The sequence below is a fragment of the Pseudomonas sp. Sample_11 genome (genome assembly GCF_004307505.1).
Classification (GTDB): Bacteria; Pseudomonadota; Gammaproteobacteria; order Pseudomonadales; family Pseudomonadaceae; genus Aquipseudomonas; species Aquipseudomonas atacamensis.
In genome coordinates, this window is sequence record NZ_RCOD01000072.1 from 36,742 (window position 1) to 50,223 (window position 13,482).

Genomic DNA, 13,482 nt, shown 5'->3' on the forward strand with positions numbered 1-13,482 from the left:
TCTTGGTTACTTCTTCACCAACGCCGAACACGCCGCTTTGTACGCCTCATGCTGATACTTGTTCAACGTCCCCGGCAGCTCGAAATTGTGCTTCTTGGCCTGGGCATTGATCGTCTGTGGCGACAGCAGCGTCACCTCACAGCCATCAAGCAACTGAAACACACCCTCGATCTTGAACGTCGTCGGCCCACCGGCAAACTCGCCCTTTTTGCTGCGCTTCTTGATCGCGATCCGGTCCACCGAGTTTTCCCGCACAAACGACGCCACCTGCGCCGCAAACCGCCGCACGTTCGCCGCCTCGTCATCGTCATCCAGAGCAATCTTTTTTGTGGCGAGAGGGACGTGGCTCAACGTCGAACCGTCGAGCGCCGCCACGGCGATGATCGCTTCGCTGCCTTTGATTTCAATGCCGCAGATGTTCATGGGAATTCCTTTGAATAAAGAGGGCAGCCTACAGCTCAAGCTGACTGGCTGTGATGCCGAACGCGGCGGCAATTTTCTCGCGGGTGGCCTTGCGGGGTTTGGCGACTGTTTCCTGCTGGGCAAACGCCGGTTGCGAGATGCCCATGCGCTTGGCCACTTCTTCCTGAGTCAGGTTGAGATATTCGCGCCAGGCGCGGATCGGTGTTGCGCCATCAACCATATGGCTGACCACTTCATGAGGAATCATTGATTTATCCTTTGTATGTTTATTCCTGCCCGATCGACTCCAAAAACTCCGACCGTTCATCACTCATCCGCGCGACACAATCATTCTGCGCAATGGTAAAGGCCTTGCTTCCCGCCGTGGCCGGGAACGCTTCCACCGCGCAATCCGCATCCCGCGTCTTCAACCATTGTTGCTGGGCGGTTTTCAGTTTGGCGGTGATGTCGGCCAGTTGCGTCGGGTTCTTGCCGTAGGCGGCCTGCATGCGTTCGTTGAGGCTGGCGTAGTTGTCCTTGAGCAGGTCTTCGGCGGTGCTGCGGCTGTAGGCGGAGCATTCCAGGGTCTGGATGTCGTTTTCCACCGCGTCGCACGGGTTGTTCTCGGATTCTTCGGCGGCGTGGGCGCCGGTCGCAATCAGTGCCAGGGCGAGGAAGATCGATTTCATTGGGGTCGCTCTAATCCGTTGGTAGGTGCAGGCTGCGGCAGATTCTGGCGCAAGCGCGCGGGCTTGAACAGCCAGCCGAGGAGGGCGGCTGACGACCCTTTGTCGCGGATTGACGCTTTCGGCAATTCCCCTGTCGTTTTTGCACCCGGTCGCCCCGGCACCGAGGCATATGCTGGCCCCAAAGCGCCGGCAGACGATTCGGCGCATGAATCGCCAATAAGGGGACGCCTGATGAGCCCAGCCGAATTACACGCCGACAGCATCGTTATCGACGGTCTGATCATTGCCAAATGGAACCGCGAGCTGTTCGAAGACATGCGCAAGGGCGGTCTGACGGCGGCCAACTGCACTGTGTCGGTGTGGGAAGGCTTTCAGGCGACCGTGAACAACATTGCTGCCAGCCAGAAACTGATCCGCGAGAACAGCGACCTGGTGATGCCGGTGCGCACCACCGCCGACATCCGTCGCGCCAAGGAGCAGGGCAAGACCGGTATCCTCTTCGGCTTCCAGAATGCCCACGCTTTCGAAGACCAGATCGGCTATGTCGAGGTGTTCAAGCAGCTCGGCGTTGGCATCGTGCAGATGTGCTACAACACCCAGAATCTGGTCGGCACCGGTTGCTACGAGCGTGACGGCGGCCTGTCGGGTTTCGGTCGCGAGATCGTCGCCGAGATGAACCGCGTCGGCGTCATGTGCGACCTGTCCCACGTCGGTTCCAAGACCTCCGAAGAAGTCATTCTCGAATCGAAAAAACCGGTCTGCTATTCGCACTGCCTGCCGTCGGGTCTCAAAGAGCACCCGCGCAACAAATCCGATGCAGAGCTGAAGTTCATTGCCGACCACGGCGGTTTCGTCGGCGTGACCATGTTCGCGCCGTTCCTCGCCAAGGGCATCGATTCGACCATCGACGATTACGCCGAAGCGATCGAATACACCATGAACATCGTTGGCGAAGACGCCATCGGTATCGGCACCGATTTCACTCAGGGTCACGGCCAGGACTTCTTCGAATACCTGACCCACGACAAGGGTTACGCCCGCCGCCTGACCAGCTTCGGCAAGATCATCAACCCGCTGGGCATCCGCACCGTCGGCGAATTCCCCAACCTCACCGAAACCCTGCTCAAGCGCGGCCATTCCGAGCGCGTGGTGCGCAAGATCATGGGCGAGAACTGGGTCAACGTCTTGAAAGATGTCTGGGGCGAATAAGCCGCCGCACTTCTGAATCCTTTCCCCCGGCCATCCGCGTCGGGGGCAACACACAAAATTTTCTGGAGTTAAGTTTCCATGGCCAAGATCGCCCCGCAATTGCCTATCGAAGTCGACAGCGAGACCGGTGTCTGGACCTCCGACGCCCTGCCAATGCTGTATGTGCCGCGTCACTTTTTCGTCAACAACCACATGGGCATCGAGGAAGTGCTCGGCGCTGAAGCCTATGCCGAGATCCTCTACAAGGCCGGCTACAAATCCGCCTGGCACTGGTGTGAAAAGGAAGCCGAATGCCACGGCCTGGAGGGCGTCGCGGTGTTCGAGCACTACATGAAGCGCCTGTCGCAGCGCGGCTGGGGCCTGTTCAAGATCCAGGACATCGACCTCGACAAAGGCACCGCCAGCGTCAAGCTCGAGCACTCGGCATTCGTCTATGTGTACGGCAAGGTCGGGCGCAAGGTCGATTACATGTTCACCGGCTGGTTCGCCGGCGCCATGGACCAGATTCTCGAAGCCCGTGGCAGCAAGATCCGTACTGTCGCCGAACAAGTCTACGGAGGCTCCGAAGAGGGCCACGATGACGGCTTGTTCATCGTCAAGCCGTTGTAAGCCGAGGACCGTGCCATGGCTTTCGAAGCAATGTTCCAGCCGATCCAGATCGGCAAACTGACCATCCGCAACCGCGTGCTCAGCACCGCGCACGCCGAGGTCTACGCGACTGACGGTGGCATGACCACCGACCGCTACGTCAAATACTACGAAGAGAAAGCCAAGGGCGGTATCGGCCTGGCCATCTGCGGCGGTTCGTCCGTGGTGGCGATCGACAGCCCACAGGAATGGTGGAGTTCGGTCAATCTGTCCACCGATCGGATCATTCCGCACTTCCAGAATCTGGCCGACGCCATGCACAAGCATGGCGCCAAGATCATGATCCAGATTACCCACATGGGCCGGCGCTCGCGCTGGGACGGTTTCAACTGGCCGACCTTGATGTCGCCCTCGGGCATCCGTGAACCGGTGCACCGCGCCACTTGCAAAACCATCGAGCCGGAAGAGATCTGGCGAGTGATCGGCAACTACGCCCAGGCCGCGCGCCGGGCCAAGGCTGGTGGCCTCGATGGCGTCGAACTGTCGGCCGTGCACCAGCACATGATCGACCAGTTCTGGAGCCCGCGCGTCAACAAGCGTACCGATGAATGGGGCGGCACCTTCGAAGGCCGAATGAAGTTCGGCCTGGAAGTTCTGAAAGCCGTGCGCGCCGAGGTCGGTGACGACTTCTGCGTGGGCATGCGCCTGTGCGGTGACGAGTTCCACCCGGACGGCTTGTCCCACGAGGACATGAAGCAGATCGCCAAGTATTACGACGACACCGGCATGCTCGATTTCATCGGCGTGGTCGGCTCGGGTTGCGACACCCACAACACCCTGGCCAACGTGATTCCGAACATGAGTTATCCACCGGAGCCGTTCCTGCACCTGGCTGCCGGGATCAAGGAAGTGGTCAAGGTGCCGGTGTTGCACGCGCAGAACATCAAGGACCCGAACCAGGCCACGCGCATTCTTGAGGGCGGTTACGTCGACATGGTCGGCATGACCCGCGCGCACATCGCTGACCCGCACCTGATCGCCAAGATCAAGATGGGCCAGATCGACCAGATCAAGCAGTGCGTCGGCGCCAACTATTGCATCGACCGTCAGTATCAGGGTCTGGACGTGCTGTGCATCCAGAACGCCGCGACCTCCCGTGAATACATGGGCGTGCCGCACATCATCGAGAAATCCACCGGGCCGAAACGCAAAGTGGTGATCGTCGGTGCCGGCCCGGCCGGGATGGAAGCCGCACGCGTGGCTGCCGAGCGTGGCCACGACGTCACGCTGTTCGAGAAAAAAGCCTTCATCGGCGGGCAGATCACCACCGCATCGAAAGCACCGCAGCGTGACCAGATCGCCGGCATCACCCGTTGGTTCCAGCTGGAACTGGCGCGGCTGAAAGTCGATCTGCGCCTGGGCACGGCGGCGGATGCCGACACCATCATGGACTTGCGTCCGGATGTCGTGGTGCTGGCGGTTGGCGGTCATCCGTACCTTGAGCAGAACGAGCACTGGGGCGCGGCCGAAGGGCTGGTGGTCAGCAGTTGGGACGTGCTCGACGGCAAGGTTGCGCCGGGCAAGAACGTGCTGGTCTACGACACCATTTGCGAGTTCACCGGCATGTCGGTCGCCGACTTCCTCGCCGACAAGGGCAGCCAGGTCGAGATCGTCACCGACGACATCAAACCGGGCGTGGCCATCGGCGGCACGTCGTTCCCGACCTACTACCGCAGCATGTACCCGAAAGAAGTGATCATGACCGGCGACATGATGCTGGAGAAGGTCTACCGCGAAGGCGACAAGCTGATCGCAGTGCTGGAGAACGAATACACCGGCGCGAAAGAGGAGCGGGTGGTCGATCAGGTAGTCGTCGAAAACGGCGTGCGCCCGGACGAGGAAATCTACTACGCCCTCAAGGACGGCTCGCGCAACAAGGGCCAGATCGACGTCGAAGCGCTGTTCGCGATCCAGCCGCAACCTTCGCTGAGCGAAGCGGGCGACGGCTACTTGCTGTTCCGCATCGGCGACTGCGTGGCGCAGCGTAATACACACGCCGCCATTTACGACGCACTTCGGCTCTGTAAGGATTTTTGACGGCTCAGCTGCAAGCCACAAGCTTCAAGCTGCAAGTAAAAGCACAGCCGATCCATGCTGCTCTTTCTTGCCGCTTGTAGCTTGCAGCTTGCCGCTCGCCAGAGGTGACTCTGATGTTGAACACCCTTCTTCCAATCCTGTTGTTCGCAGCCCTGGGCCTTGCGGTCCTCGGCGCGTTGCGGCGGATGAACATGTGGCGCCGGGGGCGGGCGGCGAAGGTCGATCTGCTCGGCGGTCTGCTGGCCATGCCCAAGCGCTACATGGTCGACCTGCACCACGTCGTCGCGCGGGACAAATACATTGCCAACACACACGTTGCCACGGCGGGCGGTGCGGTGGCGTCGATTGTGCTGGCCATTCTGGTGCACGGCTTCGGCCTGCATAACCGCATCCTCGGCTACGCCTTGCTGCTGATGTCGGCGGTGATGTTTGTCGGCGCGATCTTCATGTATCTGCGCCGGGTCAATCCGCCTGCGCGTCTGTCGAAAGGCCCGTGGATGCGCCTGCCGAAAAGCCTGCTGGCCTTCTCCGCGTCGTTTTTCCTGGTGACCCTTCCGGTCGCCGGGATCCTGCCGGAAAACTTCGGCGGTTGGGTGCTCGCCGCCATTCTCGGTGTTGGCGTGCTGTGGGGCGTGTCGGAACTGTTCTTCGGCATGACCTGGGGCGGGCCGATGAAACACGCCTTTGCCGGAGCACTGCACCTGGCCTGGCACCGTCGCCCGGAACGCTTCGGCGGCGGGCGCTCTACCGGTCTGAAGCCGCTGGACCTGAACAATCCCGATGCGCCACTGGGCGTGGAAAAACCCAAGGACTTCACTTGGAACCAGTTGCTCGGTTTCGACGCCTGCGTGCAGTGCGGCAAGTGCGAAGCAGCGTGCCCGGCCTTCGCCGCCGGCCAGCCGCTGAACCCGAAAAAACTGATTCAGGACATGGTCGTCGGCCTCGCCGGCGGCACTGACGCGAAGTTCGCCGGCAGCCCGTATCCAGGCAAACCGATCGGCGAGCATGGCGGCAACCCGCACCAACCGATCGTCAACGGTCTGGTCGACGCCGAAACCCTGTGGTCGTGCACCACCTGCCGCGCCTGCGTCGAGGAGTGCCCGATGATGATCGAGCACGTCGATGCGATCGTCGACATGCGCCGGCATCTGACCCTGGAAAAAGGCGCGACGCCGAACAAGGGTGCCGAAGTTCTCGAGAACCTTATTGCAACCGACAACCCTGGCGGTTTCGCCCCGGGCGGGCGGATGAACTGGGCGGCGGATCTGAATCTCAATCTGCTCAGCGAAAAGAAATCCACCGACGTGCTGTTCTGGGTCGGCGACGGCGCCTTCGACATGCGCAACCAGCGAACCCTGCGCGCGTTCGTCAAAGTGCTGAAAGCGGCCAACATCGACTTCGCCGTGCTCGGCCTTGAAGAACGTGACAGCGGCGATGTGGCGCGGCGTCTCGGCGACGAAGCGACGTTCCAGTTGCTGGCCAAGCGCAACATCCAGACGTTGGCCAAATACAGCTTCAACCGCATCGTCACCTGCGATCCGCACAGTTTCCATGTGCTGAAAAACGAGTACGGCGCCTTCGATGGCAACTACCTGGTGCAGCACCACAGCACCTACATGGCGGAAATCATTCAGGTCGGCGCGCTCAACCTCGGTCAGCACAAAGGCAACAGCGTGACCTATCACGATCCGTGCTACCTGGGCCGCTACAACGGCGAGTACGAAGCGCCGCGCGAAGTGCTGCGTGCCCTCGGCATCGAAGTCAAAGAGATGCAACGTTCCGGCTTCCGCTCGCGCTGCTGCGGCGGTGGTGGCGGCGCGCCGATCACTGACATTCCGGGCAAGCAGCGCATCCCCGACATGCGCATGGAAGACATCCGCGAAACCGGCGCCGAACTGGTGGCGGTGGGTTGTCCACAGTGCACGGCGATGCTCGAAGGCGTGGTCGAACCGCGTCCGCTGATCAAGGACATCGCCGAACTGGTCGCCGACGCGTTGCTCGAGGACGCCGCGCCAAGCAAGCCTGCCACGCCGGCCAAACGTGAACCTGCGGAGGTGCACTGATGAGCGACATTATCCGCCGCGACCCGCGCGCCGAATGGATTGCGCGTAACCGTTTGCATCCGCTGCACGCGGCGATGCAACCGGCGCAGCACAGCTGGATGGGGCCCAATGGCGTCATCCGCAAGAATCTGCACGGCATGGGTTTTATCGGCCCCAACGGCATCAAACGGATCGACCGCAGCGGCGCGCAGCAGGGCGGGGCGGTCAAACGTTCCGCTGCTGTTGAAGTGCAGTTGCCGCTGCATCAGGTACCGGCTCCGGCGTTCTACATCAGCGTGGTGCCGGATATGGTCGGCGGTCGCCTGAGCAGCCACGACCGAGATCTGCTCGGCCTCGCTCACCAACTGGCCGGCAGCGATGGTGCAGTGCTCGCCGTGGTGTTCGGCGAGCACAAGGAAAGCGCTTTCGAAACTGCTGGCGTCGATCGCCTGCTGGTGCTTGAAGGCGAGGAATTCAGCGGTTATGCACCGGAACAGCGGGTGCAGGGCTTGCGCGCTGTGGATAACCAGTTCAATCCGCGTCACTGGTTGCTGCCGGACAGCCGCAGCGGTGGCGGCGAACTCGGCCGGCGCTTTGCTGCAGCCTTGGGCGAGCGCCCGGCCACGCGGGTCTGGCAGGTCAAGGATCAGGAGTGCATCGGCCGCGCCGGGGCCGGATTGCAAGACTTGGCGCGTCCAGTGGCGCGGTTGATTCTCGCCGCTGCCGAATGCGCGGAGCCGGTCAGCGAAACCCGTCACGAAGCGTTGCCAGTGGAGTTATCCACAAGCGTCGCGCGCAGCTTGTCGCGCATCGAAGATCTTGGTGCCGTAGCGGTGGATCCGGCGGCGATTCCGATGGCCGAAGCCGAGTTCATCTTCTCCGGCGGTAACGGCGTCAAGGACTGGCAGCTGTTTCACGAAACGGCAGCAGCCCTCGGCGCCACCGAAGGCGCTTCGCGGGTGGCGGTGGACGATGGCTTCATGGCGCGGGATCGCCAGGTCGGCGCGTCCGGCACCTGGGTCACCGCGCGGGTCTATGTAGCTGTGGGTATCTCTGGCGCGATCCAGCACCTGCAAGGCATTGGCGCCTGCGACAAGGTGGTGGCGATCAACCTCGATCCGGGTTGCGACATGATCAAGCGTGCCGACCTTTCGGTGATCGGCGAAAGCGCAGAGATTCTGCAAGCGTTGATCGAAGCGGTCGCGGCTTACCGCAACGAAGCCAAGCGCGATGCGGCGTAAGGAAACCCTATGAACACGAACGTTATCAGTCTGGTTTCAATCGGTGCTCACCCGACCTCAGGTCGGCCACGGCGCGCCGATCAGGATGCGCGCGCGGTGGAACTGGGCCTGCAACTGGCTGGGGATAACCTGCAAGTGCTGCACGCCGGTGATGTTGCCGAACCGGCCCTGCGTGCCTATCTGGGCATGGGCCTGGAACAGCTGCATGTGCTGGAACAACCCGCTGGCGCCGATGCCTTGCCGGCGCTGACCGCGTACCTGCGCGATGCCGGTGCGCAAGTGGTGCTGACCGGTAGCCAGGCGGAAACCGGGGAAGGTTCGGGGATGTTGCCGTTCCTGCTGGCGGAAGGTCTGGGCTGGCCGCTGGTGGTGGGCCTGGCGCAGGTCGAATCGATCAATGACGGGTCGGCGCTGGTCCTGCAAGCGTTGCCGCGCGGGCAGCGACGCCGCTTGAAGGTCAAACTGCCGTTTCTGGCCACTGTGGATAACGCCGCACCGAAGCCTCGGCAGAGCGCGTATGGCCCGGCACGACGGGGCGAATTGGCCGCCGATGACGTTGAAGTGGTGGAGGACCAATTGTTGGCCGTCGCCACACTGCAGCCGGCCAAGCCACGGCCCAAGCGCTTGAAGGTGATCAAGGCCAAGAGCGGCGCCGACCGGATGAAGGCTGCGACGGCCAAGGCCAGTGGCGGCGGGGGGCAGGTGCTCAAGGGCGTTACCGCGCAGGCTGGGGCTGAAGCGATTCTGAAGTTGCTGATTGAAGAGGGCGTTGTCCGCTGAAAAGCCCCTCACCCTAGCCCTCTCCCAGAGGGAGAGGGGACCTACCGCGGCGAATTGGCCAAGTACACCGACCTGCGACATGGCGGTGGCCTTGGTCTGGCCAAGCCTGAGATCAATACAATGTTTCAGGTCGATGTAACCTCACCAGTCGACGCGGTCGGCCCCCTCTCCCTCTGGGAGAGGGTTGGGGTGAGGGGAAGCGGCTTACCCACATTCCCTGTTGGCGAAGCTGTGGATAACGTGTTCGCCCTTGCTCGCACCCCACGCCATTCAAGCCTTTCAGCCATAAGGTCAAAAAACGATCAGCGTAACTCACGGATTTCTCGGGCTTTTCCCTCGGTATAAATCGACAAGTTGCCCCCAATCTCTGTTGGCGCTTCTGTGGATAAGATGTTCGCTATCAGCTGTAGGCCATATAGAACAAGGCTTACGGAAGGTTGATCATTTCCTGATCAAATGAGCTGTCCAAGCAAAGAATGCGTCCCGCAAGAGCACTTTTCCCCGTCCGCACGGTTTTTTCCACAGGCCAGCCAAAGTTACCCCCGATCTCTGTTGGCGCTTCTGTGGATAACGTGTTTGCTACCTGCTAGAGCCCTTTAAATATGAGGTCTACAGCGATTCGATCAAAAAACAACCAATCGTTTTCAGAAACCATGCTTATGGATAAGTCACGGTTTTTCTTTGCAAATCAGCAAGATATTTTTTGACTCATCCACAGTTACCCCCATTTGCTGTGGGCGGGTATGTGGATAACTTGTTTGCGGAAGGCTGGAGGGCTTGGTGGGTATGGGGGCGGGGGTGGTTGATCGGAAATTGATCAATCAGACTTGTGATGTAGGTCAGGACGCCTTCGCGTGCAGGCTCGCTCCCACAGGGGAATGCATTCCACCTGTAGGAGCTGCCGCAGGCTGCGATCTTTTGCTCCTGATCAGCCCTGAACCGGTACGCCTTTCAGGTAAGGCGCTGGCTCTGCCCCAAGGTTGTTCAACATCCGCTCGCTGTACCAGTCGACGAAGTTGACCACGCCGAATTCATAGGTCTTGGAATAAGGCCCCGGTTGGTAAGCGGTGGAGTTGATCCCGCGCTGGTTTTCCTCAGCCAGACGCCGATCCTGATCGTTGGTCGCGTCCCACACCTGGCGCATGCGCTCGACGTCGTAATCGACACCTTCCACCGCATCCTTGTGCACCAGCCACTTGGTGGTGACCATGGTTTCCTGAGCGCTGATCGGCCACACGGTGAAGACGATGATGTGATCGCCCATGCAGTGGTTCCACGAATGCGGCAGGTGCAGGATGCGCATCGAGCCCAGGTCCGGGTTCTTGATGCGGCCCATCAGTTTCGCGCAGCCTTGCTTGCCGTCGAGGGTCATCGACACGGTGCCCTTGAGAAGCGGCATGCGCACGATGCGGTTGCGCAAGCCGAAACTGGCGTGAGCGTAAGGGATCTTTTCGGCTTCCCAGGCAGCGGCGGAGGCGGCGACGTGATCCTTGAACGCCTGATCGGCGCGCGGGTCGGTGACGTCGTCCCACTCCAGCAGGGTTTTCAACAGTTCCGGGTGCGACGCGTTGCAGTGGTAGCACTCACGGTTGTTTTCCAGCACCAGTTTCCAGTTGGCCTTTTCCATCAAGGTGGTGGTGATCGCCACCTTGGTGTTCTCCATGTCGTACGGTTCCATGTAATGGTTAAGCGTCGACAGGAAGTCATCGATGGCCGGCGGGTTCTCCGCCAGGCTGATGAAGATGTAGCCGCCAGCGGTTTTCACGTTCACCGGTTTCAGGCCGTACTGCTTCATGTCGAAGTCGGCGCCCATCTCGGTGCCGGCGAACAGCAGGCGCCCGTCCAGTTCGTAAGTCCACTGGTGGTAATGGCAGACCAGTTTGGCGACTTTGCCTTTTTCACTGGTGCACAGGCGCGAGCCACGGTGGCGGCAGACGTTGTGGAACGCGTGCACCACGCCCTCGGCGCCGCGAATGACGATGATCGGGTTCTTGCCGACCTGCAGGGTCAGGTAGTTGCCCTTGGCCGGGATCTCGCAGGTCATGCCGGCGATCAACCATTCCTTTTGGAAGATCTCCTGCATATCGATATCGAACAGGCGCTCGTCGCTGTAGAACGGTTGCGGCAGGGAAAAGGTGCGCTCGCGCTCCTGCAGCATTTGTGCGGTGGCCTTGCGTGCGGGTTCCAGCGGATCGCCCAGGCTGATTTTTGCGGTGACGTCCATCGATGTAATCCTCATGGCCCTCTGCGTGGCCGGCGAAAGTGGCTGATCAGGTGTGCTGCAAAACGGTTGCTACGCAAGGTGTAAAGAAGTCGTCTTGTGTTGGGGCGAGTGTGGGGCCGGCGCTGGGGGGAACCTTATCCATGCGCGACATGGCGCAATCTGTTCCCGACGCGCAAGCCCCGGTGTTCAAGGGCTGGTCGCGATAAGTATGTCAATGTCGCGGATAGGTAAACGCACGGTCTGCGCTATACGCAGAATCGCCGACAAGAGGCCGACAGTCGGCCGTGGAGAACAGCATGTCCAACAGCTTCCTGAATCCGGTCACCACCCAGACCTGGGCCAATGGCCGACACATTGTCCGTTGCGTCAAAGTCATCCAGGAAACCTGGGATGTGCGCACCTTCTGCTTTATGGCCGACCAGCCGATCCTGTTCTTCTTCAAGCCGGGGCAGTTCGTCACGCTGGAGCTGGAAATCGAAGGCCAGCCGATCATGCGCTCGTACACGATTTCCAGCTCGCCGTCGGTGCCGTACAGCTTTTCGGTGACGATCAAACGCGTGCCGGGCGGCAAGGTCTCGAACTGGTTGCACGACACTTTGCATGAAGGTCAGGAGCTGGCGGTGCACGGCCCGGTCGGGCTGTTCAACGCGATCGACTTCCCGAGCCCGAAGGTTCTGTATTTGAGCGGCGGCGTCGGCATCACCCCGTGCATGTCGATGGCGCGCTGGTTCTACGACACCAACGCCAACGTTGACATGACGTTCGTGCACAGCGCGCGCTCGCCGAAAGACATCATTTACCACCGCGAACTCGAGCACATGGCGTCGCGGATCGACAACTTCAGCCTGCACCTGATCTGCGAAAAGCACGGCCTCGGTGAGCCATGGGCCGGTTATCGCGGTTACCTGAATCACAAGATGCTCGAACTGATGGTTCCGGACTTCCTCGAACGCGAAGTGTTCTGCTGCGGCCCGACGCCATACATGACTGCGGTCAAGCGCCTGCTGGAAGCGGCCGGCTACGACATGTCGCGCTACCACGAAGAATCCTTCGGCGCCACGCCACCCGAGGCCCGCGCCGACGCGGTGGAACAGGCCGAACAAGCCGCCGATGCGCCGGAAATCGACGCCGCGGATCTGCACCAGGTCGAATTCACCGCCTCCGGCAAAAGCATTCGCGTCGGCCCGGGCGAAACCGTCCACGCGGCAGCCGCCAAACTTGGCTTGATGATCCCGAAAGCCTGCGGCATGGGTATCTGCGGAACGTGCAAGGTGATGAAACTGGGCGGCGAAGTGGAGATGGAGCACAACGGCGGGATTACCGAGGATGACGAGGCCGAAGGGTTTATCTTGTCGTGCTGCAGCGTGCCGAAGGGGGATGTGCGGATTGAGTTCTGAGGCTTTTATGATCGCTCCCACGCTCCGCGTGGGAATGCCGCCCGGGACGCTCCGCGTCCCATTTCAATACCAGCGCTGAACGTCGATCATACCCTCGATTCCCGCGTAGTCCCTGGCACTCGAATAACGCCAATGCTCCGGTAAGTCCACATATCCGCGTTTCACCGGATTGTTGTGGATGTATTCAAGCTTTTGGCGCATCACCGATTCGCTGTAGACCATTTCCGCGTGCGTGCCTTCTTGCCACAGTTGATACACCCGGTCCTGCTTATGCGCGCGTTTGCTGAAGCGCAGACGCTGCAAGGCTTTGTCGGCGCCTTTGGTTTGCAAGTCATTGATGATTTGTCGCGCGGTGAAGGACTTGAACTGGCTGAGGCATTTGCTCAGGTCAGGCGCTTGGGCGACAAAGTGAAGATGGTTTTCCAGAATCACGTAGCCGTATAGCTTCAAGTCATGATGTGTCTGCTGATATCGCCAGCAGTTGAGCAGGTGCTCAACGATGTACGGGCGGATGAACAGCGGCAACCACTCCATCACGGTGCAGGTCAGGAAATGCGGTTTGTCGGCTTCGGTAATCGTATAGCGGCTGCGGCCCATGGGATTCGATCCTTGAATCTTGCGGTGCGAATGAGATGGAACGCGGAGCGTCCCGAGATGCATTACCACGCAGAGCGTGGGAACGATCAGGGTGAGGCCGGAGTAGGGAACGTGCTAGAAGAGACGTCTGCAACTACAGTGGGAAAAGTCATTCCCGACCTAAGATCGTTCCCACGCTCTGCGTGGGAATGCAGCCACTGACGCTCTGCGTCATTG

General features: G+C 60.7%; 11 protein-coding genes and 1 pseudogene. 7 read left to right on the plus strand and 5 right to left on the minus strand.

Annotated elements, in window-relative coordinates:
* Positions 1–6: 6 nt before the first annotated feature.
* The 3 genes and pseudogenes from D8U60_RS19705 to D8U60_RS19715 form a co-directional block, all read right to left on the minus strand.
* A complete protein-coding gene (locus tag D8U60_RS19705; protein ID WP_016772815.1) occupies positions 7–423 on the minus strand; it encodes a DUF3010 family protein in 417 nt (138 codons plus the stop codon).
* Positions 424–451: 28 nt separating this feature from the next.
* Positions 452–670: pseudogene (locus D8U60_RS19710) on the minus strand (helix-turn-helix transcriptional regulator); the annotation flags it as partial.
* 19 nt (positions 671–689) lie between these two features.
* The gene (locus D8U60_RS19715; RefSeq protein WP_024014598.1) at positions 690–1,091 is read right to left on the minus strand and encodes a lysozyme inhibitor LprI family protein; all 402 of its coding nucleotides are present in this window, start codon (positions 1,089–1,091) and stop codon (positions 690–692) included.
* Between the two features lie 231 nt (positions 1,092–1,322).
* Between D8U60_RS19715 and D8U60_RS19720 the strand changes: the two genes are divergently transcribed.
* From D8U60_RS19720 to D8U60_RS19745, 6 genes are all read left to right on the plus strand, one after another.
* Complete coding sequence (locus D8U60_RS19720) at positions 1,323–2,300, plus strand: dipeptidase (RefSeq protein ID WP_007962626.1); 978 nt, start codon at positions 1,323–1,325, stop codon at positions 2,298–2,300.
* Between the two features lie 78 nt (positions 2,301–2,378).
* A complete protein-coding gene (locus D8U60_RS19725) occupies positions 2,379–2,909 on the plus strand; it encodes a 4-vinyl reductase (RefSeq protein WP_039757633.1) in 531 nt (176 codons plus the stop codon).
* Between the two features lie 15 nt (positions 2,910–2,924).
* Positions 2,925–4,985 (plus strand): dimethylglycine demethylation protein DgcA, encoded by a 2,061-nt coding sequence (dgcA, locus tag D8U60_RS19730; RefSeq protein ID WP_122881836.1) that lies wholly within the window; start codon positions 2,925–2,927, stop codon positions 4,983–4,985.
* A 113-nt stretch (positions 4,986–5,098) separates the two neighbouring features.
* Positions 5,099–7,048, plus strand: coding sequence for a dimethylglycine demethylation protein DgcB (gene dgcB / locus D8U60_RS19735; RefSeq protein ID WP_130900729.1), 1,950 nt, complete (start codon positions 5,099–5,101; stop codon positions 7,046–7,048).
* Entirely contained in the window at positions 7,048–8,268 is a 1,221-nt protein-coding gene (locus D8U60_RS19740; protein ID WP_071173853.1) for an electron transfer flavoprotein subunit alpha/FixB family protein, read from the plus strand. The genes dgcB and D8U60_RS19740 overlap by 1 nt, the downstream gene beginning before the upstream one ends.
* A 9-nt stretch (positions 8,269–8,277) precedes the next feature.
* Positions 8,278–9,048, plus strand: coding sequence for an electron transfer flavoprotein subunit beta (locus D8U60_RS19745; protein ID WP_024014592.1), 771 nt, complete (start codon positions 8,278–8,280; stop codon positions 9,046–9,048).
* Between the two features lie 928 nt (positions 9,049–9,976).
* Here the strand turns inward: D8U60_RS19745 and gbcA are convergent.
* A complete protein-coding gene (gene gbcA / locus D8U60_RS19750) occupies positions 9,977–11,272 on the minus strand; it encodes a glycine-betaine demethylase subunit GbcA (RefSeq protein WP_016772823.1) in 1,296 nt (431 codons plus the stop codon).
* A 296-nt stretch (positions 11,273–11,568) separates the two neighbouring features.
* Here gbcA and gbcB point away from each other — a divergent pair, with 296 nt between their 5' ends.
* Entirely contained in the window at positions 11,569–12,669 is a 1,101-nt protein-coding gene (gene gbcB / locus D8U60_RS19760) for a glycine-betaine demethylase subunit GbcB (RefSeq protein WP_016772824.1), read from the plus strand.
* Between the two features lie 63 nt (positions 12,670–12,732).
* Here gbcB and D8U60_RS19765 read toward each other — a convergent pair whose 3' ends face one another.
* Positions 12,733–13,266, minus strand: coding sequence for a transposase (locus D8U60_RS19765; protein ID WP_130900730.1), 534 nt, complete (start codon positions 13,264–13,266; stop codon positions 12,733–12,735).
* Positions 13,267–13,482: the final 216 nt, after the last annotated feature.